Origin of the sequence: Vibrio tritonius (assembly GCF_001547935.1) — a bacterium.
Classification (GTDB): Bacteria; Pseudomonadota; Gammaproteobacteria; order Enterobacterales; family Vibrionaceae; genus Vibrio; species Vibrio tritonius.
In genome coordinates, this window is sequence record NZ_AP014636.1 from 1,522,983 (window position 1) to 1,549,366 (window position 26,384).

The 26,384-nt window shown below is 43.9% G+C and carries 26 protein-coding genes; 13 read left to right on the forward strand and 13 right to left on the reverse strand.

The genetic code is table 11. The annotated features are described in order from the left end of the window. Positions 1-63: 63 nt before the first annotated feature. Together JCM16456_RS22090 and JCM16456_RS22095 are read right to left on the reverse strand one after the other, a co-directional pair. Complete coding sequence (locus JCM16456_RS22090; protein WP_068718546.1) at positions 64-2,343, reverse strand: type III effector HrpK domain-containing protein; 2,280 nt, start codon at positions 2,341-2,343, stop codon at positions 64-66. Positions 2,344-2,720: 377 nt separating this feature from the next. Then, complete coding sequence (locus tag JCM16456_RS22095) at positions 2,721-3,215, reverse strand: hypothetical protein (RefSeq protein WP_068718548.1); 495 nt, start codon at positions 3,213-3,215, stop codon at positions 2,721-2,723. Between the two features lie 655 nt (positions 3,216-3,870). On the opposite strand from JCM16456_RS22095, the gene JCM16456_RS22100 reads away from it, so the two are divergent. Continuing rightward, a complete protein-coding gene (locus JCM16456_RS22100; RefSeq protein ID WP_068718550.1) occupies positions 3,871-4,869 on the forward strand; it encodes a hypothetical protein in 999 nt (332 codons plus the stop codon). Between the two features lie 192 nt (positions 4,870-5,061). Here the strand turns inward: JCM16456_RS22100 and JCM16456_RS22105 are convergent, their stop codons facing one another. Continuing rightward, complete coding sequence (locus JCM16456_RS22105) at positions 5,062-5,352, reverse strand: putative quinol monooxygenase (RefSeq protein WP_068718552.1); 291 nt, start codon at positions 5,350-5,352, stop codon at positions 5,062-5,064. A gap of 248 nt (positions 5,353-5,600) precedes the next feature. Here JCM16456_RS22105 and JCM16456_RS22110 point away from each other — a divergent pair, with 248 nt between their 5' ends. After that, positions 5,601-6,365, forward strand: coding sequence for an alpha/beta fold hydrolase (locus tag JCM16456_RS22110; protein ID WP_068718553.1), 765 nt, complete (start codon positions 5,601-5,603; stop codon positions 6,363-6,365). Between the two features lie 45 nt (positions 6,366-6,410). Here the strand turns inward: JCM16456_RS22110 and JCM16456_RS22115 are convergent, their stop codons facing one another. Next, complete coding sequence (locus tag JCM16456_RS22115; RefSeq protein WP_068718555.1) at positions 6,411-7,220, reverse strand: AraC family transcriptional regulator; 810 nt, start codon at positions 7,218-7,220, stop codon at positions 6,411-6,413. Positions 7,221-7,318: 98 nt separating this feature from the next. Here JCM16456_RS22115 and JCM16456_RS22120 point away from each other — a divergent pair, with 98 nt between their 5' ends. Continuing rightward, entirely contained in the window at positions 7,319-8,035 is a 717-nt protein-coding gene (locus JCM16456_RS22120; RefSeq protein WP_068718557.1) for a type 1 glutamine amidotransferase, read from the forward strand. A 127-nt stretch (positions 8,036-8,162) separates the two neighbouring features. On the opposite strand, the gene JCM16456_RS22125 is transcribed toward JCM16456_RS22120, so the two are convergent. Further along, positions 8,163-9,980, reverse strand: coding sequence for a hybrid-cluster NAD(P)-dependent oxidoreductase (locus tag JCM16456_RS22125; RefSeq protein ID WP_068718559.1), 1,818 nt, complete (start codon positions 9,978-9,980; stop codon positions 8,163-8,165). 300 nt (positions 9,981-10,280) lie between these two features. Between JCM16456_RS22125 and pyrC the strand changes: the two genes are divergently transcribed. After that, a complete protein-coding gene (gene pyrC / locus JCM16456_RS22130) occupies positions 10,281-11,312 on the forward strand; it encodes a dihydroorotase (RefSeq protein WP_068718561.1) in 1,032 nt (343 codons plus the stop codon). Between the two features lie 77 nt (positions 11,313-11,389). Here the strand turns inward: pyrC and JCM16456_RS22135 are convergent, their stop codons facing one another. Then, the gene (locus tag JCM16456_RS22135; RefSeq protein ID WP_068718563.1) at positions 11,390-12,205 is read right to left on the reverse strand and encodes an SDR family NAD(P)-dependent oxidoreductase; all 816 of its coding nucleotides are present in this window, start codon (positions 12,203-12,205) and stop codon (positions 11,390-11,392) included. 116 nt (positions 12,206-12,321) lie between these two features. On the opposite strand from JCM16456_RS22135, the gene JCM16456_RS22140 reads away from it, so the two are divergent. Both JCM16456_RS22140 and JCM16456_RS22145 read left to right on the forward strand, forming a co-directional pair. Then, a complete protein-coding gene (locus tag JCM16456_RS22140; protein ID WP_068718565.1) occupies positions 12,322-12,894 on the forward strand; it encodes a TetR/AcrR family transcriptional regulator in 573 nt (190 codons plus the stop codon). Positions 12,895-12,971: 77 nt separating this feature from the next. Then, entirely contained in the window at positions 12,972-13,223 is a 252-nt protein-coding gene (locus JCM16456_RS22145) for a DUF2999 family protein (protein WP_068718566.1), read from the forward strand. A 137-nt stretch (positions 13,224-13,360) separates the two neighbouring features. Here the strand turns inward: JCM16456_RS22145 and JCM16456_RS22150 are convergent, their stop codons facing one another. Next, positions 13,361-14,749 carry an SPFH domain-containing protein gene (locus tag JCM16456_RS22150; RefSeq protein ID WP_068718568.1) on the reverse strand — a complete coding sequence of 463 codons (1,389 nt, stop codon included), beginning with the start codon at positions 14,747-14,749 and terminating at the stop codon, positions 13,361-13,363. Between the two features lie 369 nt (positions 14,750-15,118). Further along, complete coding sequence (locus JCM16456_RS22155; RefSeq protein WP_068718570.1) at positions 15,119-16,042, reverse strand: DUF808 domain-containing protein; 924 nt, start codon at positions 16,040-16,042, stop codon at positions 15,119-15,121. 218 nt (positions 16,043-16,260) lie between these two features. Here JCM16456_RS22155 and JCM16456_RS22160 point away from each other — a divergent pair, with 218 nt between their 5' ends. After that, complete coding sequence (locus tag JCM16456_RS22160) at positions 16,261-17,181, forward strand: M14 family metallopeptidase (RefSeq protein ID WP_068718572.1); 921 nt, start codon at positions 16,261-16,263, stop codon at positions 17,179-17,181. On the opposite strand, the gene JCM16456_RS22165 is transcribed toward JCM16456_RS22160, so the two are convergent. Further along, a complete protein-coding gene (locus tag JCM16456_RS22165; RefSeq protein WP_068718574.1) occupies positions 17,176-17,964 on the reverse strand; it encodes an AraC family transcriptional regulator in 789 nt (262 codons plus the stop codon). The genes JCM16456_RS22160 and JCM16456_RS22165 overlap by 6 nt on opposite strands. 101 nt (positions 17,965-18,065) lie before the next feature. Between JCM16456_RS22165 and JCM16456_RS22170 the strand changes: the two genes are divergently transcribed. The 6 genes from JCM16456_RS22170 to speG all read left to right on the forward strand — a co-directional run bounded on the left by JCM16456_RS22170 (position 18,066) and on the right by speG (position 21,806). Further along, the gene (locus JCM16456_RS22170; RefSeq protein ID WP_068718576.1) at positions 18,066-18,965 is read left to right on the forward strand and encodes a DMT family transporter; all 900 of its coding nucleotides are present in this window, start codon (positions 18,066-18,068) and stop codon (positions 18,963-18,965) included. 137 nt (positions 18,966-19,102) lie between these two features. Then, on the forward strand, positions 19,103-19,864 hold the full coding sequence (locus JCM16456_RS22175) for a DeoR/GlpR family transcriptional regulator (protein WP_068718577.1): 762 nt from the start codon (positions 19,103-19,105) through the stop codon (positions 19,862-19,864). A 71-nt stretch (positions 19,865-19,935) separates the two neighbouring features. After that, positions 19,936-20,421: an acyl-CoA thioesterase gene (locus JCM16456_RS22180; protein ID WP_068718579.1), complete on the forward strand. Its 486-nt coding sequence runs from the start codon at positions 19,936-19,938 to the stop codon at positions 20,419-20,421. 141 nt (positions 20,422-20,562) lie between these two features. Continuing rightward, positions 20,563-20,796: a hypothetical protein gene (locus JCM16456_RS22185; protein WP_068718581.1), complete on the forward strand. Its 234-nt coding sequence runs from the start codon at positions 20,563-20,565 to the stop codon at positions 20,794-20,796. A 73-nt stretch (positions 20,797-20,869) separates the two neighbouring features. Beyond that, entirely contained in the window at positions 20,870-21,265 is a 396-nt protein-coding gene (locus tag JCM16456_RS22190; protein ID WP_068718583.1) for a DUF2391 family protein, read from the forward strand. A gap of 13 nt (positions 21,266-21,278) precedes the next feature. Next, on the forward strand, positions 21,279-21,806 hold the full coding sequence (gene speG / locus JCM16456_RS22195) for a spermidine N1-acetyltransferase (RefSeq protein WP_068718585.1): 528 nt from the start codon (positions 21,279-21,281) through the stop codon (positions 21,804-21,806). A 148-nt stretch (positions 21,807-21,954) separates the two neighbouring features. Here speG and JCM16456_RS22200 read toward each other — a convergent pair whose 3' ends face one another. From JCM16456_RS22200 to kdgR, 4 genes are all read right to left on the reverse strand, one after another. Continuing rightward, a complete protein-coding gene (locus JCM16456_RS22200; RefSeq protein ID WP_068718587.1) occupies positions 21,955-22,563 on the reverse strand; it encodes a 2OG-Fe(II) oxygenase in 609 nt (202 codons plus the stop codon). Between the two features lie 175 nt (positions 22,564-22,738). Further along, complete coding sequence (locus tag JCM16456_RS22205; RefSeq protein ID WP_068718589.1) at positions 22,739-23,452, reverse strand: exonuclease domain-containing protein; 714 nt, start codon at positions 23,450-23,452, stop codon at positions 22,739-22,741. Between the two features lie 2 nt (positions 23,453-23,454). Next, positions 23,455-25,329: a DUF294 nucleotidyltransferase-like domain-containing protein gene (locus JCM16456_RS22210; protein ID WP_068718591.1), complete on the reverse strand. Its 1,875-nt coding sequence runs from the start codon at positions 25,327-25,329 to the stop codon at positions 23,455-23,457. Positions 25,330-25,417: 88 nt separating this feature from the next. Beyond that, positions 25,418-26,200 (reverse strand): DNA-binding transcriptional regulator KdgR, encoded by a 783-nt coding sequence (kdgR, locus tag JCM16456_RS22215; RefSeq protein ID WP_068718594.1) that lies wholly within the window; start codon positions 26,198-26,200, stop codon positions 25,418-25,420. Positions 26,201-26,384: the final 184 nt, after the last annotated feature.

Genomic DNA, 26,384 nt, shown 5'->3' on the forward strand with positions numbered 1-26,384 from the left:
AAAAGGTATTTATACACCATGGTATTACTCTTCCGGATTGCGAGCTTGAAATATGCCCCTTCACTAACGCGGCTTACTAATACCAAACTGATTTAACGTGGGCGATACCGTATGATCAAAGTCGCGTCGCTCACGTCGTTTCTTGGCTTTATTCTTAAAGAAACTGACTAGCTCTGAAATACCAAACCCGATACTGACCGCAGCGCCAACCGCCCACCCCACGGGACCTGCAGCCGAACTAATAGAACCTGCTAACGCTGCACCGGCAGCTTCACCAGCCACAGCTGCAGCTGCGCGCCCTGCTAATGAGGCAGCCATACGCACTGCAAATTTGGCTCCTTGCTTAGCAACAAATTTTGCGCCTTTTTTGATCGCCATTTCCTTTAATCGGTCCAGTGCCGCATTTCCATTATGCTGTTCTGCGCCTTGAATACCTATCGGTGTCATATTGGCCTTCCCATTTAATAACGCCTTTAGGGTGGTATCGTTAATTGCCCCCTGCATCTGCGGATTAACACCCGCTTTTTGCAGCGCTTGTTGAATCACTGCGGTTTGAGGAATGCCAATGCCACCTTGCGCCGTTTTCGATAGAGCATCATCCATAAACGCCAATGAGTTCCAGTAAGAGTTGAGCGCCTGTTCTGGCGAGGTCTCTTTTTGTGTGGCCAGTTGAGTTAATAGCGTGCCGTCACTAATTGAAGTAGAAGTACCTCGCAAAGACTCTGCCAAATCGGGATAAAATGCGACGATATCTGCCACACCCAACTGTTTTCCGGTTAGGTCCTGATAGAGCTGCACATCATCATGAAAATTTTCCAACGCCGCAGTGGCTTGTGTTACATCAACAGCATGCCCTTGCTCGTTTCGCAGTGCTTGACGCAACCCATCTCCCGTTAAAACTTGAGTATTAAGATGGTGGTTTACACTACGGGATAGATCCGCCGATGAGTTGATGATCTCCTTTTTGCTGATTTTGCTCTGCTGCTCCAAATAGCGTTGAGCATCCTTATCATTCTGTAATTGCTCTATTTTTTCATTGAGTTCCTTTTCTGTCTGTTCGGTATTACGAATCGACTCGCCAGCGATAACGTATTGCAGCGTGCGTTGCAGTGTCACTAATACCGCCGCTTTTTCCGCGCCACTGTATTGATTAGGATGCTCAAAAATATCTTGGTTTAGTTTGGATGTATCGACTTTATCAGCAGCATTTGCCATCGAAACATAGGAGATAAAATCATTAAATTCCGCGCTATTGGTTGGGGCAACCTTGTCAATAAAGGCGGAATAGTCGGTAAGATCAAGCAAACCATCACCGCCGTGGCGTGCCACATCTTTACCATTGAGGCCCATATCTTCCAAGGTATTGAACATGCCCGGCTTACTCCATAAACGAGCCGCATCGGTAAGTAATGGTGAGAGGTCGGGATTATTGTTTGAATCCGATAGCGCTTTGAGGTCATCAATATTCGCGTACTTGGTATCTTGCTGATCTTTAACGCCCGCTTGTTTGAGTGCCGAAGCTGAACGGGTAAGCGGATCGTTAGCATACAAAAGAGCCGAGGAACGGACCAAACTTAAACTTTGCTCATCCGCATCGGGATGTTTCTGTTGATAATCGGTCACCATCTCACTGGCCTGATTCGCCCTCTCTTTCATGGTGCCAGCAAACACTTTAAGGTCTTTATCTGAGAGTGAACCATCAGCCATGACATGGCGGTTATCACCCGCTCCTGCTCGTGTTTCTATCGCAGTAAATAGCGCTTGGTTGGCATTGATGTATTCACGCGCTTTGGCTTTTTGTTCATCGGTACCTTCGAGTGCTAACTTGGCCGCCGCATACGGGCGATTTAGCGCCTTTTCAGCAGCTTCACGCTCACTCTCCGGTAGATGACCAACCATACTGTCCCAACGCTTTAACTCATCGGAACGACTAAACTGCGAATTATCAATCGCGGCTAATGTTGCTGGGTCTGTACCTTTCACATGGCTAACTGCGGTATTTGCAGTAGTGGATGTCACCGACTGAGTAGCTGTAACACCTGTCGAAGAAATGGAAGCAAGCTGACGACGAAAGCTTGATTGCAACAAACTATCGAGCTTTTTCATGTTTTCTTGCTGGAGTTGCTCGCCTTTCTTTAGCAAAGAGGAAAGTGATTCAGGCTGACCTCCCCCCCCCACTGTCTGGGCATAATTTGGTGCAGCAGAGCTTGTCCTCACCGAAGTGCCAAATTCAATTCCCAGACCTTTGGCCCCCTTCTCCGAGGACAATTTTACGATTGGACTTTGCTCACAAGCATTATCACTTAGCGTACTCGATGTCGCTATATTATGGTTAATTCGCACAATATCGATTCCCTATCATCTGAATATAATTCTGGTGAATGGGTCACCAGTATTCTTTGAGTAGAGAAACGTTCTAGAGGGTTCCTAAAAAGGCTTATCAAGAAGTGATGATGTTTTAGCGATTGAGCACTTAGCTTATTGACCCCAGTTTTAGGCCCTACTTAACCTGTTCTAATTGTTTTAATTGTTCTAATAATTGAGACAATTCTCGCTCAGTCAGATCTTGTTTGGCTTTGCTCTTATATTCGACAAGTTGATTTTCAGTTGGCATTGCTGCTAAGCAGTGAAACAGATTAACCAGATCCCTTGTAATGATTTCATTCCTGATGCGTCTTGACTCATTCTGTTGCTCATCTGTTAAGCTTTCGGCAACAGAGTCATCTCTTTTTTTTTATATTGTCAAAACACAATAACGCTAAATCATATTTTTCATTGATCATCTCGTCATCTAGGTATTGTGCGCAGGTCTGCCACTGTTTATCGGCAACGAGGTCATCATAAGCCCAGTAGAAAACATCCTTTGCCTGCGACGTATCGCTTTGTGCAACTCGCTCAAATTCTTTAAGTACATCGGCTTGCTTTTCAAGATATCGAGAAAGTCTGGCGAAATCACGAAATGCCTTACACTCACTGGTTTGATGATAACGCTGCAGTGCTAGTTGCTGCAGTTCTAGAAGTCGCTCCATCGCGGGAGAATAGTGTTTAGCCACTTCCGACCAACCGGCAAGACCATAAGAAAGCCTCACACCACGATAACTAGGCTCGATCTTTTCTGCATGTTCAAACAACCAATCATACTGCTTATGCGCACTCTCATAATCTTGATTATTGAGTGCCTCTTCAGCATCCATATAGGCTTTATACAAGTCCATCTATCTGATCTCAAAATAAAAATAGGCACATACCCTATACTTGATGAGAATAATTTTCAAATGTCTTGTTAATATTCATCGAAGCGAATTAGCTTTCATACTGTAATTCACTCACACCTTGCTAAATTAGCAAAAGCGCAAAAATGAGACCTTCTAATTTCAAATAAGTTTGCATGATTAAACAAGCTGATTCCGAGCTAAAAATATTACCAGATGAGCTGAAATGAGAGAGTCTTCTCTTCACTTAGTCATTACGTTACACCGAATGGGGCAAACGTTTCAGCTAGATCAAGTTGAAACGAAAGTGGACAATTCTGTTTTAGCAAACTGCCCTGTCAGCTCGAATCTGGACAAAAGAGTTTCATTGATTTTACTAATTTAATAAAAGATAAGGTGTTGATAGCATCCAGATTAACGACCTTGATACATTTCCAGAAATTTAAGATCCTGTGCAAATCAAAGTCCCCCTATTTCAACACACCATTTCATTACTCCCATCAATTTCTACCCAGTAATCTTACCGTATTCCTTATGCTTCATCTGTTGAAAATTTGTACAACTTTAGTATTATTTACCACAAAATAAATGGGTTACATTTTGTACCGTTTTTATGGAGGGAGTGTGACCAAATAGGGACATTAAAAGGGTGTGTACCATGCAATTTTCTACGATTTCTCGCGCGCTGTTGGCTGTTTCTACAATGACGTTGGCGATGCAAACTCTGGCTATCAAACCCACCGAAAACCAGATCGAACTGGGCATCAATATACAAATCGCTGAAATGAAAAACTCTGGCGCATTTGCTGAAATGGCGGCTTGCAGCGGCAAATCGGAAGCTACCATTGTTCAAGGCTTTCGCAAGCTTATGGATAAGTGTATAAGGGGCGATGAGAGCCAATATGAGCTTTGCTACAACAATGGGGTGAAATCAGTGCTTGGGGTAACAGACGCACGCCTAGAAGCTTGTATCGATCAGTATGGCGACGATAGCGAAGACCGTTATTACGCACTGAAAGAGAAAGAAGAGAAGTTGCAAGCCGAGCTCGATGAGTTGAATAATCGCGATGACGATTCAGACGCGCACTGGAATAAAATCGATGCTGTAGAGAAGCAGCTTCAAGATCTCTATGCGGAGATGGAACCGCTCGAACAAGCAGAAGCGGATCGCACGCAGCGTGAATGGGAATTGGCGACAAATGAAGTGCGCAAAATGAACAAAAAACTCGCTCCGCTGAAAGAGCATTCCCCCCATAACCTACCCACTGGCCTTGATGAACCGTGGCGAGGCATGAAACCGAGCTTTGACCATCTCCCGCCTGAGTTAGCCTCAGCAAAAGAATCACAATGGATAATTTGTTCCAATATGGTCAACGACGTGACCTTATCGGCAGAAAGCATTGGTGCGGTAAAACATCAGCCAGAAGCGTACGGCATTAGCGATGAGCAAAATCAGCAAGCACTACGCGAGATGTACAATGCTTCCAATGGCACTTTCCTCGATAAGATCGACGAGAAGATTGTTGAAATCAGCTTAAAGGATTGGGAATTTGCCCATACCGAGAAAGGCATGTACGACATTTCTAAAAAGGCTTGGGACTGGTGCCAAGCGCAGCCTGCTGAGAATTTTGTCGACCTCGACGATTCTCGCCTCTAATCGACATAAAGACGCACCATCGAAAAAATAATGGGGTCAGCTCTTACCTTTTGCCGCTCATTGCTTTTTGTATATCTAAAATTGCTGATTGTCTGAATTCGTATTTCAAGGTATCACACTCTTTGGAGCAGAAACGTGTTTGCGCTCATCAGTTATCATCCCTCAGCCAAACTGATGAGTTAACACTAACTATCACCCCGTTTTCTCCAAGCCCATTACTTGATAGTGACGCTCGACAGCCTGAGTCACAGCTCCCCATTGCGACGCTTTCACGCGTTGCTGATGGGAATTGAATGCAGCTGCATCAATAAACTCTTCATACACATCAAAACGCAGTGGGTTATCAGCATTTTGTGTCACTTCAAACACCAGACAACCTGCCTCTGCGCGGGTTAGCGCTTTATGAACCAGTAACTCTTGTTGAACTACTGCCAAATCATCTGCAGGCACTATGATGTACCCACTTAAAACTACTTTATCCATATGTTGCCTGTCCTTATAAAAATGCTGATTGAAATGGGAACTTGGTGTGCCACAGTAGTAGTTTAGATAATACCGAGATGAAAAATAAAGTGAAGCGGAATAAAGAGTTACAGGTGATTACTATAGTCCACTAAGCCTTGAGAAGTTTTATACACCGTTTAAATCAGCGATTAAAACACTGTATTAATAATCAGTATTAGATTACCATTACTACCGAAATCTACCGGAGAAAAAGGATTAGTTATTCCATGAAAGAGTTCAAATTGAACGGATGCAGTACACGTTTGCGCTACCACGATCTGCCAGGTAACGATACACCTATCCTTTTTATTCACGGACTTGGATGCGCATCTTCGTTTGATTATCCACAAGTCGTATCAACTGGTGGCTTAGAGTCTCATCGACGGATACTGGTCGATATGGTTGGATCTGGCTTTAGTGATAAGCCCGAGGATTTTGATTATTCCATTGCTAATCACGCCAATTGTTTGGCACAACTGATCAACCATTTAGGTTTATCAAAAGTGATCATATACGGGCATAGCATGGGGGGCGCTGTGTCGATTTCATTAGCCAAGCAAATCTCAGATCGGGTGCAAACTCTAATTCTCAGTGAAGCCAATCTCGATTCTGGCGGTGGATTTTTTAGTCAACGAATTGCGAGTTTTAGCGAAAGCGATTTTCTCCATTCAGCCTACACAAAGATCATTCAAAAAAGTATTGAAAGCGGCAATACAGAATGGGCAGCTGGTCTTTCCAATAGCCTTCCCATAGCCATTTATAAAAATGCACTCTCGCTCATTGCCGGGGAACAACCGAGCTGGCGTGAGACTTTCTATGCTTTACCCGTCTCTAAAACCTATATTTTTGGTAGCAATAGTTTGCCAGATCCTGATGCTGAGATATTGGCAAACCATAAAGTCCAGATTGAAATCGTCCCAGATGCAGGACATTCAATGGCTTGGGAAAATCCAGAAGGCTTAGCGCTGGCTATTAAGAAGTCGATTGTTTAGTTGACTATTATCGGTAGCAATAAGTGTCCCAACCTCTTGGGTCACTTAGTTCTTAGGGCACAGACTATTAAACATCACTCTGTGTCCAAAACTGTCATTTCTGTATTTACTCGGCGTCTGATTAAACATCTTTTTAAATGCGTAAATATAAGCGGAGTCAGAACCGTATCCCAACTCAAGTGCAATATCTTGAACAGTTAAGTTTGAATCAAGCAATTGTAACGATAAAACCAAACGCACATGCTGTCTCCACAATGAAAATGACTGTCCAAATTCATTCGCACACAACCTCGATAAAGTTCGTTCTGATGCACCTACCTGCTTAGCCCACTCCTTCAACGTAAACGGCGTATCTGGCTGTTCTTTTAATTGACTAAAAATAGCTAAAAGACGCTTATCCCTAGGAATTAATAACGGAATCTCATAATTGGGAGCTATCACGATTTGATCTCTGAGCACCGTCAGTAAATTAGTGATACTTGAATCAGAAGATGAAGTGCTACTTTGTTGAAAAAGTAGCAATATCAATTCTTTGATAAAGGGGCTTACCAGACATGATTTTGGCTGCGCAGGATAATCAACAGATTGATTCGGATTTAGGTAGATGGCTAGAAACTCAGTATCGGTTATCGCTACAGACTTATGAATTCGATCTGATGGGATAAATAGCATGGCGTTATGAGGAACTACAGTACAAATATCATCAATATTCGATTGTAGTAATCCCTTTACAGGAAACACTATTTGATGCCAAGAATGTTCATGCCAATCATCTAAGTAACCCGCGGTCATAAGCATGTCCTTCGTCAAAAATTGACGCTCTGGTAATGTTTTGATCAGTTCATTAGCTAACATAGTTGGCGACTTATCGATGTTTTATGTCTCATAGTATAAATAAGGCCAAAGCAAATTAGTATAGGATTGTTGTTCATTTCAGCATTAGAGATTGCAGCATGCACATTCACTTTATTATCCATGAGGCATTTGAAGCTCCAGGAGCATACGAGACTTGGGCTAAACAACGGGGGCATTCGATAAGTTTTACTCGTGTTTATTCTAGAGAGACTCTCCCACAAGACGTCCAAAACATCGATTTTCTCATCGTAATGGGAGGCCCTCAGTCACCATCAACAACGTTAGATGAGTGTCCTCACTTCGATGCTCATGCCGAACAAGAATTGATATTAAAAGTCATCAATGCTCAAAAAGTGGTTCTTGGTATCTGTTTAGGTTCCCAACTCATCGGTGAAGCGCTTGGCGCTCAATATGATCACAGTCCAGAGAAGGAAATAGGGAAATTTCCTATTACTCTGACAGAGGCGGGGTTATCTCATTCGCTATTTAGCCATTTTGGCCCAACCTTGGCAGTAGGTCATTGGCATAATGACATGCCAGGACTTACACCATATGCTGAGGTCATAGCTTTCAGTGAAGGTTGTCCAAGACAAATCGTCGCCTATCGTGATTGTGTATTTGGATTGCAATGCCACATGGAACTGACTAAAGAAGTGGTCAAACTACTGATTGAGAATGATGACTTTAGTGATACAGAGCAACATCGTTTTGTCGAATCACCAGAAACATTGTTAAACCATGATTATGAAGAAATGAATCAAGTACTTTTTACTTTCTTAGATAAGCTCGAATTGCTCTATTTAAATACGAAGTAATAGTGCATTCGCTACGAACTGCAGCGGCGGAACGTTTATGAAAATTCGCCATAAAGAAACAAGTTTACATTGCCGTAGCAGTAACCACAGCGGCCAATCATATTGACCGCTGTGTTGAGATGGGTAATTAACTAATGACTTTCACGTCGGTTTTCGGCACGCAGCAGCAGGCGAGCACCATACCTTGTTCGCGCTCATCATCAAACAGGGCGGCGCTATCAGATTGAGTAACTTCCCCTTCCAATAGTTTTACTTTGCATGCGCCGCAGAATCCTGCGCGGCAACTATTTGCGACAGGAACACCGGCATTTTCTGCTTGCTCTAAAAGCGTGTGTTGGTTATCGCCTTTAAACGCCACGCCGTCGATCTCAAGCTCAACAGTGGCAAAAGATTCGCTACTTGAGGTAGTAACCCCAAATGCTTCTTGATAAATGTCCGCTTCCGCAACACCTTGTTTTTGCAGTAGGTTACGCGCTTTTTGCATAAACCCATCAGGGCCACACATGTACACTTTACGTTGGTCTACATCGCGAATTTGTTTGAGATGAGAAAGCGACAAACGCCCTTTTAGGCCAAACCAATCCATCGGCGCTTGGGTTAAACACAAACGAACTGAGAGCCAATCATGATCATGGTTAAGCTGCTCAAGCTCTGCGCGGCATGGAATATCTTCAATCGAGCGACATTGATGGTAGAACACCACATCGGTTTGATTACCAGAATCGACCAAGTAGCGCAGCATTGAGAGCATAGGCGTTACGCCACTACCTGCAGAAAGCAGTAATAGAGGTTGCTCATTTTGTTCTTCAAGATGAAATGCGCCCGTTGGCATTTGCGCGCTGAGCTTATCGCCTTCGTGCAGATGCTCCACCAACCAGTTCGATACCATGCCACCATCAATGCGCTTAACGGAAATCGCTAAACGATCAGGGCGAGATGGCGAAGAAGACAAGGTGTAGTAACGCACAATCGATTGACCATTAAGCTCCAATTCAATTGGCAAATATTGCCCCGGAAGATAACTTGGCACTAAACCACAGCAAGGCTCAAACCAGAAGGTAATAAAATCGCGCGCCATCTCTTCACGTTCTACGCAGCGCAGTGATATTCCAGATCGACCGTGGTCTTCATAAACCTCTTTGTCTTTGTATTCGAGCACTTCAATTACATCGCCCGCACTGATGCGGCCTTCGTTTTTTGCCACCAAATTTTGGCCAAAGAACACACCGCCCTGCTCATTGGCACGAAACTGCGACAAGGATCGAAGCGGTTCTTTGTTGGCACGAAAGTCACCTTTCACCACATCCACAGTGGTAAGAATGCAACGTTCACAAGGCTTAACGGCTTCAAACTCCACTTCACCAATACGAATGCGTTTCCAGCTGTCTTCAGCAAACGGTTCGGTGCCGCTTACCACAAGGTTAGTGCGAAATTGATCCATACTGTGAACTTCACTGCTGCGACGGTTTAGCTCATCTAAGGAGGCTTGACTAATAATCAGCAGCGGATAACCATCGGCGAAACTGACGTTATTGCCGACCTTTTCGCGGTAGCGATTGGACTGTTCACCGCAAAACAGCAGCTCGACGGTCACACCTAGAAAATCGCTAAACCAATCATTGGCATCATCGGTGGTGGTATAGGCAGTAAAGGTGTCTTTCCAAACCGTGGTGTTTGCCTCTTGGCGTTTGAAATCGGCATAACGCAGTGACAGCTCAGCTTTACCGGGCGCGGTAAACATCAAACCATCAGGCATTAACATTGAGCGAATCGTTACCATTTGCGGGTATTTGCGCGCCGTTACCATCGAACCATCACTGAGTGCCAGCATGAATCGTCGGTCAAACGTCAAACCTTGGCGCTCTACCCAAGCATTAGAAAGGGATATGCCCCCAACGGATTTCACGGGATAAACATGGATATCGGATAACGTGGCTAACGACATGAACAACCTACCTGTAATAAAAGATGACTGACTGATTTTATTAAAATAGAGAGAACGTAAGGGAGTCCTATTCCTCACTTTTGAGCTTTGGCAAAGTACCACGAATTTAAGAGAAAACAACCCATAAGCAGGCTTGCATCGCGCATTTTCATTAGGATTTGATACACAATAACAATTAAAGGATGCAATCGGTTACCATTTCCTCTATCATCCTGTCGCCTAAACGTAAGCGTTTGCGTAACAAGGCAAAGCTTAGGTGCAGGCTCCTCAATTTTAAACTTTTGTCGGTGGGAGCAAACTATGACAACTCTAACGATCACTCGTCCAGATGACTGGCACGTTCACCTTCGTGATGGCGAGGTGCTTGGTGATACCGTTCGCGATATTAGTCGTTACAACGGACGCGCGTTAATCATGCCAAATACTGTTCCACCCGTCACCACTACGGAGCTGGCGCAGCAATACCGTGATCGTATTATGGCGCATAAACCAGCGGCGCATTTTCAGCCTCTGATGACGCTGTATCTCACTGATAACACAAGCCCTGATGAAATCCGTAAAGCCAAAGCTTCTGGCATTATTGTCGCTTGTAAACTCTACCCTGCTGGTGCCACAACCAACTCAGATTCTGGCGTAACTTCTGCCGAAAAAATCTACCCAGTTCTGCAAGCAATGCAAGAAGAAGGCATTTTGCTTCTGGTTCACGGCGAAGTAACCACTAACGAAATCGACATTTTCGACCGCGAAAAGATTTTCTTAGAGACGGTACTGGCACCTATCGTGCGTGATTTTCCAAATCTTAAAGTGGTACTCGAACACATTACCACCGCAGAAGCAGTGAACTTCGTTAAACAAGCCAACGACAATGTTGCTGCGACCATTACCGCGCACCACCTGCTGTACAACCGTAACCACATGTTGGTTGGCGGAATTCGCCCACACTTCTACTGCTTGCCAATTTTGAAACGTGCTACTCACCAGCACGCGCTTGTGGCGGCGGCAACGTCAGGTAATAAGAAATTCTTTGCGGGCACAGACTCAGCGCCACATGCTAAAGGTCGTAAAGAGTCCGCTTGTGGCTGTGCTGGTTCTTACACCGCTCACGCAGCACTAGAACTATACGCAGAAGTGTTTGATAAAGAAGGTAAGCTGGACAAATTAGAAGCGTTTATGAGCCACAATGGCCCAGACTTCTACGGTCAACCACGTAACCAAGACACGGTAACACTCACCAAAGCAGCATGGGATGTGCCAGCCACCATGCCATTTGGCTCAGACATCGTTGTGCCAATTCGTGGCGGCGAGAAAATTGAGTGGACAGTAACTGAATAATCTCAGTACAAATGACTGGTGAGCAACAAAGCTCATTGATAGCGCAAAAAGGAGAACCAACGGTTCTCCTTTTTATTTTATCGACCAGTTGTATATCGCTCAGCTGGCTCTTGTTGTTTTAAACCACCGAGCAGCGCCATACGCACGGCCTGCAGTTCATCCCAACACTCTGGTGCATGTAATGGTGGAATCGTTACGGTCTCTTTACGATCAAAACCAACTAAGGCAGCATCGACCAAATCTGCAACTTCCATCACTTCTGGCAACGTATTCACATCAATACCCGAGTAAGCCCAAATATCGGTGCGTGTTGTCGCAGGCAAAACCGCTTGAACGTAGACGCCACTTGGCGACAACTCTTGATGCAGGCTTTGCGACAAAAACTGCACATACGCTTTGGATGCGCCGTAAAGCGTTGCGCCAAACTCTGGCGCCAACCCTACTACCGAGCCAATATTGATGATTGAACCGTTGCCTTGCTCAACAAAGCGGGGCGCCACGGCAGCTGCCAATTGAGTTAGAGCATTAACGTTTAATTGAATCAGTTCACTAATCAATTCCGGTGTTTGCTGCGTAAAATTGCCACGTTGGGCAATGCCCGCATTGTTCACCAGAATCTCGATTTGTGTGTCCTTGTTAAGCTTTTCAGCCACACGCGCAATATCAGCTGCGAGGGTAAGGTCCGCTGGCATAATTTCGACGTTAACACCGGTCTCTTCACGAATATCCGCCGCGACTTGCGTCAATTTTTCTTCTGAACGAGCGACAAGCACTAGTTGATAGCCGCGCTTAGCGAAACGTTTAGCGTAAGTGGCACCAATACCTCTTGATGCACCAGTAATAAGCACTTTTTGAGCCGATTTATCGGTTGTAGATTGTGTTGCGGTTGACATGTTGACTTCCTCTTTTAGATTTCATTTAGATTACGATCGAAATCTAAAATAATCAACTTTTGATTATGATGATAATCTATATATACTGTAAGCAGATTTTTTAGTGAGGTCACCTGATGAGAGTATCCAAGCAGCAAGCTGAAGCAAACCGCGCCCATATCGTTGAAACATCAGCCAAACTCTTTCGTGAGAAAGGCTATAACGGTATTGGCGTCGCCGATTTAATGGCGCAGGCTGGGTTTACTGCTGGCGGCTTCTACAAAAACTTTGCTTCAAAAACCGATTTGATGGTCGAAGCTACCGCACTCTGTTTTGAGCAATCAAAACAAAACAATACCACCTTAGATAAAGAAGCGTTTATAACTCAGTATCTGTCACCTAAACATCGAGATAACACCGGAACCGGGTGTGTATTTGCCGCACTTAGTCATGATGCGGCGCGCCAAGAAGACTCGGTCAAAACCCTGTTTGAAAATGGATTAGAAACATTTATCCAATCGTTAGGTGCTAATAACGCTGCTGAGCGAGAACAAAACATTGCTCTTTTTTCCCAAATGGTGGGCGCTATTACGTTAGCGAGATCTTGTCCTGAGAACTCGCCTCTCGCTGATGAAATCTTGACGGCTTGTTTGCATCAGATTTTGGGTGAAGAGAAAAGCAGCGAATCCTCAGTAACAGATGAAGAATAGTGGAGCCCTTAGTACCACTGTATGACATCTAGTGCTAGACTGTGGCTTTGTTTACTCAGTAGTGGAAAGGTAGAGTTATGAACCCTATTATTGCGATGTTAAAAGAAAACAATATTAGCGACGCACAGATCAACGAACTATTTGTGGCATTAACATCAAACCCTCTTGCCGCAATGGCCACCATCAGCCAGCTTGGTTTGCCACAAGAACAGCTACAGCAATTGATGGGACAAGTTATGCAAAACCCAACCTTAATTAAAGAAGCGGTGACTGAGCTAGGTCTTGATTTCTCTAAAGTGGTTGAAGCTCAAGCCAAAATGCAAAAATAGTTGGGTTTACCCAGAATGAATAAAAGCCGCTCAGTACCTAACACTGAGCGGCTTTGTCGATTTTGTCGGTAAAAACAAAAAGCCAGCACACTCTATGGTAACTGGCTTTGTGATAAAACAGGGCTTTACAAGCTTAGCTATTTTTTCTTGTTGGTTAACGCTTCGCTTTTATCCATCAGTCCCAACGCGCCAAAAGCCGTAATCACATCCAAATTAGACGTTAAACCGCCCTCGCCTCCACCAATGTAGTTTTTTGGCATTTCAACTTTGAAGTTCTTTAGGTTTTGATAAAGAACCGTCGATACATCACGATGAAGCTCAGCTAAGTACACGTCTTTATTTGCCCCAAGCGCACTGTATTTTGCTTTTAACACAGAAGCTTCAGCATTACCTTTTTCAGTGATGGCTTTTGCTTCATATTGTGCAGATAATGCGTTCGCTTTTTGAATTGATAAATTTGCTTCAGCAATTGCCAGTTCTTTTTCTTTATCTACTTCAGCTAGGCGCTTTTTCTTCTCGACTTCAACAATTTCACGCTCCGCGATTTGACGCGCAATTTCTACTTCTTTTTGCTGAGAAATAATAGCCAGTTCTTTTTGACGCTGCGCATCTTGAACTTCACGTGTTCTTTGAATTTCTTTCTTCAATTGTTCTGTTTCAGCTTGCGCTTTCGAAGTTTCTTGCTCCTGAATCGCCCTAATTCGGTCGGCAACCAAGCGCTTTTTGTCAGACAGTAGCTGATCGAGTTGCTGCTCTGGCTGAGGATCCCCGATAGTCACCTGAGTAACGTGAATGCCATATTGTTGTAACGGATTATTCTGACGAATCATTAGGCCTGCTTTATCAACAACAGGCACCGTTTTCCAAACAAGTTGTTTTGTTTTTTGCAATTTATGTGAATTAGCTTGATTCAGACCAACTGGCGCTAAATCCATCCCTTCGACTTCAACTTTCTTACGTTCAGTAAGGTAAATCCCCTCACGAAGCTGATCTTCCAATTTCGATTTAAATTGGTTCAAACCTCCCTGAAAGAACTCTTCACCCGTATATTGGGTTGCAGTTATCACGGTAACATTGCGCGCATTTTTTACCATAAGAGTATCAATGAGATTATCGTTATTACGAAACTCACGGTGCATCTTCTTGATAGAATCAGGATCATTACTCAACTTAAAACGGAACGTAACAGGGATTTTCCCAATATACGTATCGGCAAAACGAACCTGAACAGAATCTAACCGCTGATAAAAGTTCTCGCCTTTATTGTTACCAAAAGAAACGGTAATAACTTGATTGTAACGAGTAATTTTCGACAAAAAAGGCATTCGGAAATGAATACCAGGCTCGGTAAATACATCTAACTTACCGGTTATATTGTTCTGGTGTACGTATGTGTATCCCGCATCTGTCATTAATATTGCGCTGTTAATGGTAAGCGCAATGGCTAACAACGGAACACCGAACAAAGCAATCTTCCAGCCATTTTTCATTAGCTTTTGTTTTAATAGATTATTTTCTGTAGTCATAGCCTATCCAACTTAGTTTATTATTTTTTATTAAAATTAATTTACACCGTGATGGTGAAAATAACCGGCGAAATATATCAGTGATAACACTGAAAAACAGCACTGCAATTAAGTGGTAACTGTCTTATATAGGCGAAAGATCTAAAAATGTGAATTTTATTCAAATTTGTGAAAATACTATTTACGCCCCATAACGTTGAAAGGAAATGACCATTCCTTGCTTAACTGAGCTAACCCGAGCTTGCGAATAAGGCTCTGAATTTCGCATCTTGAGGTCATTTGGGTATAAATATGGACAGATTTACAAAGCAAACAACAAAAAGGAGAGCCATATATATGGCTCTCCTTATCATTGCGGGGATAATAAGACTATTCACTTCGCCCATGGCGAACAAGATGATACAAGTTCATTACACCGACCAAAATAGATCCCGCTATCAGACCAATGACACCATTTAATAGTGGATCACCAATAGCATGAGCACCTGGAAGCGTCTCAAAATGACTCAGAAAAGACTCTACACCGTGGTGTAGCATCGGGACATTATGAACGACAATCCCGCCACCAACTAAAAACATCGCCACAGTGCCAATAATGGTCAAAAATTTCATTAACTTAGGAGCGAAATTAATAAGCCCTTCTCCCATAAAAGAGAGTAGACCTTTACCCTGTGAGCGACGGTTAAGATAAAAACCTAAGTCGTCTAGTTTGACTATGCCCGCCACGATGCCATAAACACCAACCGTCATGATGAAGGCGATAAAGCTCACCACAAGTAGCTGGTCAAGAATGTTAGCATCTCCTTGAACTGTGCCTAAAGCAATGACAATGATCTCTGCTGATAGAATAAAATCGGTACGAATCGCACCTTTTATTTTACGTTTTTCAAACTCTTGTATATCGACATTTTCAAGTTCTGCAACTTTCTCTTCGAGAGAAGGCTTAGATTCATGGCTATGAAATAGCTTTTCTATCACCTTTTCTGCACCTTCAAAACAGAGATACAAACCGCCTATCATCAACATTGGCATAATAAGCCAAGGTGCAAACGAGCTTATAATTAACGCTGCCGGTACCAAGATGCATTTATTACGCAATGACCCTTTAGCCACTGCCAGCACCACAGGAATTTCACGCTCTGCAGAAACACCGGAGACTTGCTGTGCGTTGAGCGCTAAGTCATCTCCTAATACTCCTGCCGTTTTCTTTGCTGCCACTTTGGACATCACTGCAACATCGTCGAGCACGGTTGCAATATCATCTAATAGGGTGAGTAAACTCGCACCTGCCATACTGAAATCTCATTATCGTTGTTTATATTGGATTGTGTTCTTAAAAAAAGGCAAGCGCCTAAAGCCTGCCTCCCTTCAAGTTGGCTTAATTTATCATTAACTCACAAGTGAAGTCAGTTACTGCGTAAAAATTTCACCGCATTCTCACCTAAACGATGATTGCACTTGAAGCCGGCTCTCATTACTCTTGGAAGATCGTTTCTTACATTGGAACAAATATGCCTACTCAATCACACTGTTCTATCGGTCAGCCTGGGGTTCCTTGGGGTGATAATGAGCGTCAGCAATGGCGCGCACAAACTCGCATCCAACGCGAATATCAAGTGGAAGTTGTCCCTAAAATTCAAGCGCTAGCTGAGCATTTCGAATTATCTCAATATGGTGCGCTCTCTTATGATGCCAATCGTTACCCTCTGTTTTGTTTAAAAACACGTCTTTGGGATGCAAGCAAACCCACTGTATTAATCACCGGTGGCGTACATGGTTACGAAACCAGTGGTGTGCACGGTGCGCTGCAATTTCTAGCAACTGAAGCCAAACACTATGAAGCGAACTTCAACATTGTCGCAGCACCTTGCGTGAGCCCTTGGGGGTACGAAACCATCAATCGTTGGAATCCAAATGCGCTCGATCCAAACCGTAACTTCGTTGCAAACAGCAAAGCAGAAGAATCGGCAGCATTGATGAATTTGGTCGCCCAACTGCCTCAACCCGCTCTGGTGCATATCGACTTACATGAAACGACCGATACCGACGAGACTGAGTTTCGCCCAGCATTGGCAGCTCGTGATGGCATTGATTATGCTCCGGGCACCATCCCTGATGGTTTTTACACAGTTGGTGATGAACAAAACCCGCAGATCGAGTTTCAAAAGGCGATTATTGAATCGGTGCGTAAGGTGACTCATATCGCTCCCGCTGATGAAAACAACCAAATCATCGGTTCGCCAGTGGTCGCTGATGGCGTTATCTTGTACGACATGAAAAAACTTGGTCTTTGCGGCGGTATCACCTCTTGCCAATATGGCTCAACGACAGAGGTCTACCCCGACAGTGACAAAGTAACCGACCAAGAGTGTAACGACGCGCAAGTGGCAGCAGTAAAAGGCGCTCTTGACTACGTACTGACTCAGTTATAACAAGCGGTTCTTATATTGCTCCGGCGTTTGGCCGGAGTATTTTTTGAACATGGCAATAAAGGGGCTGGCTTGGTTGTACCCCAACGTTAGTGCCACCTCTTTTACCGAATGACCGCTGCGCAATAAATCCATCGAATAAAGATAACGCACCCGCAAGCGCCATTCGGTGAAGCTCATTCCCAACTCTGTCTGACAACAGCGTGCCAACGTTCGCTCTGTGGTATGCACCTGCTCGGCCCATTGTGCCAGTGACGTACTGTCGGTAGGGTTTTCTTCCACTTCTGCCAAAATAGGGGCGAGATATTTATGATGACTGGAAGGTAAAAAATGGTGCTCCGTTTCCTGAGTGGCTAATTGATCCAGCAGCACCTGCACTAACCGAACATCTGGGCGCTCTTTTGCGATAGAGATTTGGCGCTGACGAAAGTCATCCACAATGGCAGAAGCAATCGCGGTCACTTTGATAAGACTCGTGGTACTAGGAAATGCCTTGGTCATCTCTGTGGCAATGTTAATGGAGCAATAAGCCAGAGGCTTACGGTTGTAGCTTTTATGTCGTACACCGGCAGGAACCCAAATAGCCAAATGCGGAGGCGCGAGAAAGCGTGTCTCTTCTGCTTCCATCTCTAATATACCGCCAGAAATCAATTGCACCTGTCCCCAAGGATGACTATGAACTCGAGTCTCGGTATTAGACAAGAAGGCTTCGAAATTCATAAATACATCTGATGGTGGCTGCTCAATTGATAAAGACGGATGTACATGACGTAAATTTTTTTTCACCTTTTGTCTTCCTATCGCTCGCAATGTCTTTTTAGAGATACATAGTATTATAAAGACCTGTCAAACTTTGCGCTATCTCATCTTCCCTTTTTGGCTGACTCATGATTTATCTGCTCCCATTATTCACCGTCCTTATTTGGAGCGGTAACGCTATCGTTAACAAAATGGCCTCGACGACTATCGAGCCTGGAGCCATGAGTTTTTATCGCTGGGCATTAGCCGTTGTCATTCTCACACCGTGCTGTTTACCTCATGTCATTCGTCAGTGGCAGGAGGTCAAGAAACACTTACCACACTTAGCTCTATTGGCTTTACTTGGTATGGCGCTAAACCAATCACTCGGGTATTACGCAGGTTTAACCACCAGCGTATCAAATATGGCTCTCATTTCTTCCTTGGTTCCGCTTTTTAGCGTATTCGCCAGTGTCCCTTTACTTAAAAAGCGGATCTCGGCATTGAGCATTGTAGGTGCGAGTATATCTCTGGTTGGCTTAGCTTACATGCTGGGGAAAGGAGATATGCTGTTCTTTCTACGTCAAAAATTAGCACAAGGTGATGCCATGATGCTCATAGCCTCCTTAGTTTATGCATTTTACTGTGTGCTACTGAAAAAATGGAAAATGCCATTTGGTAATTGGACACTTATCTATCTTCAAGGACTTTGTGCGTTGGTCATGCTGGCACCATTGTGGCTATGCAGCCACGATCTACTTCCTTCTGCACAAGCGATACCATTAATTGCTTACGCAGGCATCGCGGCCTCGGTCATCGCCCCTTGGATGTGGGTCAAGGCGATTGATGTGTTGGGCGCAGATTCTACGGCTATGTTTATGAACTTACTGCCAGTGGTTGCGGTGGCGCTCGCTGCAATTATGCTTGGTGAAACTGTTCACCTATTTCACGCTATTGGTGGATTTATGGTAATAACTGGTGTTGCTTTATCACAAATAAAAGTAAAACGCCGTGGCGCTATCGCTGTACAACCTATCTCCCACGCCTAAACGGCGATGAGTAAGGGAATATGACAAGCTGTTCCATACACTATAACACACACCCGACTCGCGAATTCAGCAAGAACAGTTTGAATTTCAAGCGCTAAGCCGTACACTTGTATCGGTTTCAAGTTAAGGAAAGCGCCGTGAAAGCAATTAAACGTCACCAAGAGATCATTGAACTCGTTCAAGCTCAAGGTTTTGTCAGTACAGAAGAGCTAGTCGAGAAATTTCAGGTAAGTCCACAAACTATCCGCCGTGATCTCAATGAACTGGCTGACGCGAATAAAATTCGCCGAAATCACGGCGGCGCCACCATTGCGACCAGTTCTGAAAACTCGTCATATCACACCCGTCAGGTTCTGCTACCAGAAGAAAAACACAAAATCGCAAATGCCCTAGTGGAACATATCCCCGACGGGGCGACTTTGTTTATCGATATCGGTACCACGCCAGAAGCAATTGCGCGCGCCTTAATGGCTCGTCACCACAATTTACGTATTGTCACCAACAACTTAAACGTGGCAACTCTGCTGATGAGTAAGCCAGATTTCAGTATCATTTTGGCTGGCGGTGAAGTGCGTAATAAAGATGGCGGAGTCACTGGTGAAGCCACGCTCGATTTTATCTCTCAATTTCGCCTCGACTTTGGCATCTTAGGGATAAGTGGTATTGATTTCGATGGCTCACTGCTCGATTTTGACTACCACGAGGTGCGCGTTAAGCGTGCCATCATCGAAAACAGCCGCAGTGTTTTCCTTGGCGTCGACCACAGTAAATTTGGTCGCAACGCCATGGTAAAGCTGGGCACACTCGCCGACATTGACCTGATTATTACCGACAAACAACCACCCAAAGAGATCGAGTTGTTTGCCCGCGAACATGAAGTGAATTTGTTGGTGGTGTAACTCCCTAATCTACACCTTATGTCTTATTTGCATATATACTGAAAATAACGTGTTAGTTCAGGGGAATAGCGATGCAACATGGAAGTCGAGAAATGACACTGCGTTTTTTGGCCGAGCCCAGTGATGTTAATTTTGGTGGGAAAGTTCATGGCGGTGCCGTCATGAAATGGATTGACCTCGCAGCCTACGCCTGTGCCGCTGGCTGGAGTAAAAAATACTGTATTACCGCCTATGCCGGCGGCATTCGCTTTGTGGCCCCTATTTTAGTAGGTAGTCTCGTGGAGGTGAATGCAAAAATTATTTATACCGGCAACACCTCAATGCACATAGGTATCGACGTACAGGCCAGCGATCCCAAAGACATCAATCAACAGCTTACCACCCACTGTATCGTGATCATGGTGGCTGTCGATGAAAACGGCAAACCAACACCCGTGCCCCAATGGAACCCCGTCACTCCCAATGATATTTTCCTTCGCGAATCAGCGATTCGTTTAATGAATATGCGTAAAGAGATTGGTGAAGAGATGGAAGCTCACGTGAAAAAGCGAGACTGATTTGCCTTTTGTTTTTTTGATCAAGAATCGGCTAGTCTATAAATTGAAATAGAGGGGGCGGTGTCTTTAAAAAAGTGTCATCTAAATTTAATAACTTTTTGCTCTAATTCAATGACCTATATAGAGACACCGTAACCAAGAATGACAACAACGTTAAAAGTTACTCTAGCACAATCGAGCATTGCCGATCTAAAGGCCATTGAATATCAATGGGTTAGAGCACTTTATGTGGAAGGATACGAACCTTCACAAATTAATCATTACATTCGCACTTGCTTCGGCGGCGATGCCCACTTTGCCGATCTCTTTCGTAAGGTCGCCTTATACGAAGAGAGCACTGTAGTATTGCTGCAATATTTACGCACACTCTTTTGACATTCGACTCTCGTAAATCGGTCGTCGCTTGAGGTAAAGTAGCAGTTATTCATTGTTTGGTTAGGATAAAGCGATGCGGTTTAGCTTTAATAGTGAAGATGCCATCCAAGTCTGTGTTGGGGCATTTGCTCTTGCGGTTCCTGTGTCATTTTCTCAAGAAGCGTGGCAATTAGGTAACACTTTGCCTTTAGCGAACTTACTGCTTCTAATGCTCCTATCATTTCTTTTTTTAAGTGCATTCGCGTATCAAAGCGTTTTCCAATCCAACATTCGTCATCGTTATCCTGTGTTCTTTTTTCGGGTAGTGATCGCCTACACCATCGCTGCTGTAGTGGTTGCTCTAGTGCTACTATCTTTAGATAAGTTACCAGTGTTAAGCGACCCTATCGTAGCATTAAAACGTATTATCGTAATTACGATGCCTGCCTCAATGGGTGCCATTGTGGTCGACAGTTTTGATAAGGAATAATTGAGAATTGCCTATGAGTACAACTCTGAGTTTACGTGCTTTAGAACGTGGTGACTTACGCTTTATCCACGACTTAAATAACAACCGCAACATTATGGCTTATTGGTTTGAAGAGCCATACGAATCATTTGATGAATTGGAAGAGCTTTATAATAAGCACATTCATGACAATGCAGAACGCCGCTTTGTGGTAGAGAACGGAAACAAAGAGCTGGTTGGCTTAGTCGAACTCATTGAAATTAACTACATTCACCGGAGTGCTGAGTTCCAAATTATTATCGCACCAGACTACCAAGGGAAGGGCTACGCCACAACACTGATTAACAAAGCTCTCGACTATTCCTTTACCATTTTAAACCTGCACAAAATCTATTTGCATGTGGCGGTGGAAAATGAAAAGGCAGTGCACCTTTACGAGAAATGTGGCTTTATTGAAGAAGGTCACCTCGTTCAGGAGTTCTTCATTAATGGTCGCTACCAAGACGTGATACGTATGTACATGTTACAAAACGACTTCCTAGCCCGAATGAAAACCAACTAACGTTGCCAACATCCTTATATTTGCCGCTTAAAAACGACAATAAAAAACGCGCCTTCACAAAAAGGCGCGTTATCTACCCAACTAATCTCAAGATGCTGTTTCAGCAAGAAAGTATTCGCTCATAGGCAAACCACTGATTTGTTGTTAGTTAACGAGCGATATCTAAACGGTCTTCAGTCACACCATTAATCCGGAACCAACCAGCAATACTGTAGCGCTGCGCATGACTGACACACACTTCATGAGGAAAGTCCTCAGAGAGAAACACGATTAATCGTCCTGCTTGAGGAGCAAGAGTGTCGATTAATCGGTCTTGATGATCATAAAGGTTAAGCTCGCCGCCATTTTCTGCCGTCCAGTTTTCATTGAGATAGAAAACGGTTGTCAGCCGACGGTTGGTATTACCTTGGAAAGAGTCGTAATGCTTCTCATAGAAATCTCCCGCTTCATACTTAGCAAAATGCGCCTCATATTCAAACAGGCCTAAGAAAAACTCACGGTTCACATGCAGACGAATTTGTTCCATTCGTTCGAGATAGTCCATCACTGGCAATCCCATATCTGCCTTTAACCACTGAATTTTGTCACTACGACGTTCGACATCACGATGAGCATCATCACTACGGCCGATTTTGGCTTTGTGCCAATCGGCAGGAATAGTCTCACGTAACTCACGAACTTGCTGCGCCGTTAGGAAATCATCCCAAACGTACCAACCCTGTTCAGCAATAGCAGTCATCAGTTTATCTAACGACATACTTCACACTCCAAAACGACGAAAAGTCGGTTTATAGCGAGAGTTAAGCCTCCCCACAACTCAAAACAATAATCCTTTTGACAAAAATGACTAATCGAAAAAATTGATTAAATTAGAACAATAAAATCAAAGTGTTATTTATCAACACTAGGTTTACTTAACGAATTCATGATCATTAGCGGCAAATTAATTTTTCTAAGCGCGGAGAATGGCCTTTAAAAATGGTTTTAAGCTGAGCGATCAGTAACTCTGCAGTGGATAGCGCGTCGATGCCTGCTGAGTGAGCTGTATAATTTGGCAAACGATAATCTGCCCGCAAATCACTGAGTTGAAAACTGGCATGAGCATGAGTTTTCCCAGAAAAAGTGAGCTCTTTCTCAATCATTAAGGTATCCACCCACAAGCAAGGCAGGCACTCAAAGCCAAAACGCGTTTGCATGTAGTGATCAATAAACGCTTTTTCGATGGAAGCGCCATGCACCAAGGCCACTTTGCCCGCGAGTTGAGCAAAGAGTTGATCCATCGCTTGGTCAAGTTCGATGCCATTGGCTAACGCATGAGGCGTCAATTGATGAATCTCAGCCGAACGCGCATTAACGTATTCAGTGTGACGCACAAACAGCTCTTCACTGGCCCCAATATCAATGGTTTGCTGAGCCAAAGGCACCCAACCGATACTCAAAATCTGATCGTGTTGCGCGTCCACACCTGAGGTTTCAAAATCAAACGCCAACAGCGACAATTCACCGATAAACTCTTTCACATCGGGTAACGGCGTAGCAAAAAAGTGAGCTAGCCCATCTGGCCAATCGACTCTTTGTGCAGCCAACTCATGGTATTGGTAAATTCGGTGAATAGGACTAAAATGGCGTTTGATTGCTTGTAACATAGCTACCCCTTCAAGAAGCGCAATTTGGCGACATCTTGTAATTCACTGATGATTTTAAATGCGTCTTTAAGATGCTTACGTTCAAAGCTACTAAAACTATCGGGGGCGATATGATTATCAGGAATGCGCCCTTCTTTTAACGCTTGGAGTTGGTGCTGAAAACGCACTTGGGTAATGAATTTGTACGACCCAATAATGTTCTGACAGCTGTCTTCCGACATAGCACCATGCGCCGCTGCGTATTCAAAACGTTCCTCGGTTCCGGTCATCGAGCCGCCCGCCGAGAGAGAAAAAATGCGCGCCAAATCAATGATCAAATTAAGAGCGTATTTTTTTATGTTCAGTGTTTTGCTGTTATCCCCACCTTTTTCCAACACCAGATTATTGAAAATTCCTAAAGGTGGCTGCGTATCAATGGCATCTTTAACCAAGGCAGGTAAAAATTGATTGCTCTTTTGCAAGCATTGATGAAGATGATTCTGTAATTGTTCCACCAGCTCGGTGTTACCATAAATACCACGAGTTTCCAAAAACACACTGATACTCAAAAGCTTATTGTATTCAGGACTGGATACCCATTTACGATAGTACTCTTTCCATACACTGAGCGGTTGACACCATTTTGGAGAAGCTGCCATGTATTTACCATCACACAAGGGATACCCGCAGGCTTCCAAGCCATTGCACACACGCATGGCAAGATGGCGGAAGTAAAGTTCATATTCGGGTTTCATCTCATCGGATAGCACGATTGCACTGTCTTGGTCCGACAACACATGCACTTCGTTTCGCGCATGTGAACCGGCTACCACCCACGCGTAATCGCAAGGCGCAGGCCCCAACAACTCTTCAGTTATTTGTAATAGCCGACGAGTAAAGGCATCCATGATCATCGACATCACGCGGCCTTGAATTTCGGCACTAATACCGCTTTCCACTAAAGATTGGAAAATAGTCAGCCGTTCTTCTTTTAACGCAGCGAGCGCTTCCACCGTGCTGGCGTATTTGATTTTTTCAATTAAAAACAGTGCTTGAGTCTTGTGGTTGTGCACGAGATGCGATGTGGTCAGTAAACCAACCACCTCTTTGCCTTTGACAACAGGTAAACAGCGGATGTTGTATTGCAACATCACTGAAATGGCTTGAATGACTTTATCATCGGCATGAATCAATTGTGGATTGAGTGTCATGACCAACTTAATTGGTGATGCGGTATCCACACCTTTCGCAACCACGGAACGTGTCATGTCTCGATCGGTGACGATCCCAACTAATTCCCCTTGATCCATCACGGCAGCGCAAGAACTATGACTACGTTTATCATTACCACACATGAGTTCTGCCACCACTCTAATGGAGGTTTCAGGCTCCACTATGGTGATATTTTCGCTGGCGACCTCTTCAACTCGACGGTAAAACAGGCCCTTCTCTTCTTCACGACAAGCGTAATCCACCGCGGAGGTTAAGCGGCGTTTCGCTTGCGATGCAAAATAGTCAGCAAACTCAGGATGGCATTCGCATATGTTTAATACTTGTTCATGGGGAATAAGATACAGCAACGCATCTTCAATGGCTTCTGCTTGGTAGCCATCTTCTGAATCTTTAAGCGGCTCTAAGAAAGTGAAACCAAACTGATCTTCCTCGCCCAAGCGAGCACGAAGCTGCCCATCACGACGGCGCTGCTCAATTGCTCCAGTTCGAATAATGTACAAATATTTATCATGACACAGCGAGCTAAATTCAATCTGCTCTCCCTTAGCCAAATAGCGAACCTTCACTTGCCCAGATAACGTGAGTACCATCTCTTGTGGCAACTTATCGAATGGGTCCAAGCGAATTAAAAAATCATAGATATTAGGGGTTAACGAGGATCCCAAGACACTCTCCAAATCAAAACATCGTTTCAATAAAAACAATATTACAAAAAAAAGCAGCGCTCAAGCTGCTTTCTTTCTCACATTTCTGTTACGCCGGATACTCGGTGTAACCTAAATGTTCAGAAACATTACGACAAGCCGTATGCAACATGGCTACATACTCTCCTTTACGCGCTTCTTCAAAGCGAATAGTCGGGAATGACATGGAAATAGAGGCAATAATATGGCCGAAACGATCGTAAATAGGTGCAGCGATACAGCGAAGACCTGGCTCTTGTTCTTCATTATCTTCCGCGAAGTGTTGCTCACGAACCAATGTCAATTCTTCTAGTAACTCATCTACGTTACTGTGCGTGCGTTCAGTGTGCTTAACAAATTCAACATCTGCTAAAACGTTGCGCACAAAACTTTCATCACGTTCAGCCAAAAGCACTTTACCAATAGCAGTACTATAGAGTGGGTTACGGCGACCAATGCGTGAATACATACGTAGGTTGTAACCTGAGTCTATTTTGTGAATATAGATGATACCGTCACCATCTAAAGCACCCAAGTGCAGTGCTTCATTGGTTTTATCCGCAATTGACTGCATCTCTTTATTCGCAAGGCCAACCAAATCTACATATTCCAAAGATTTTGAGCCTAGTTCAAACAGCTTTAAGGTCAGAGAATATTTATCCGCTTCCCCTTCTTGGGAGACATACCCTAAAGTTTTCATCGTTTGTAAAAAGCGGTAGGTGGTGGCTTTAGACATCATCAAACGTTGTGACAACTCTGATACACCAATCTCTTTTTGTTCACCTAAAGCCTGTAAAATACTGAATACCTTCAATACCGACGATACGGATTCCGGCTGTGTTTGTTTTTCCATTCTCTATCCCCTTATCTAACTCTGGCTATTATAGCCAGTCAAAATTTACGTACCACTAATTTTAAAAAGGCTTTTCATATTTTTGAAACCGCTCAAACTCAAAATCAAAAAAAGCAGATCGCAATCAAGATTTATAAAACAGCTTTTCAAAAAAATTTGCCAAGCGTTTTTTTTTGTCACATGA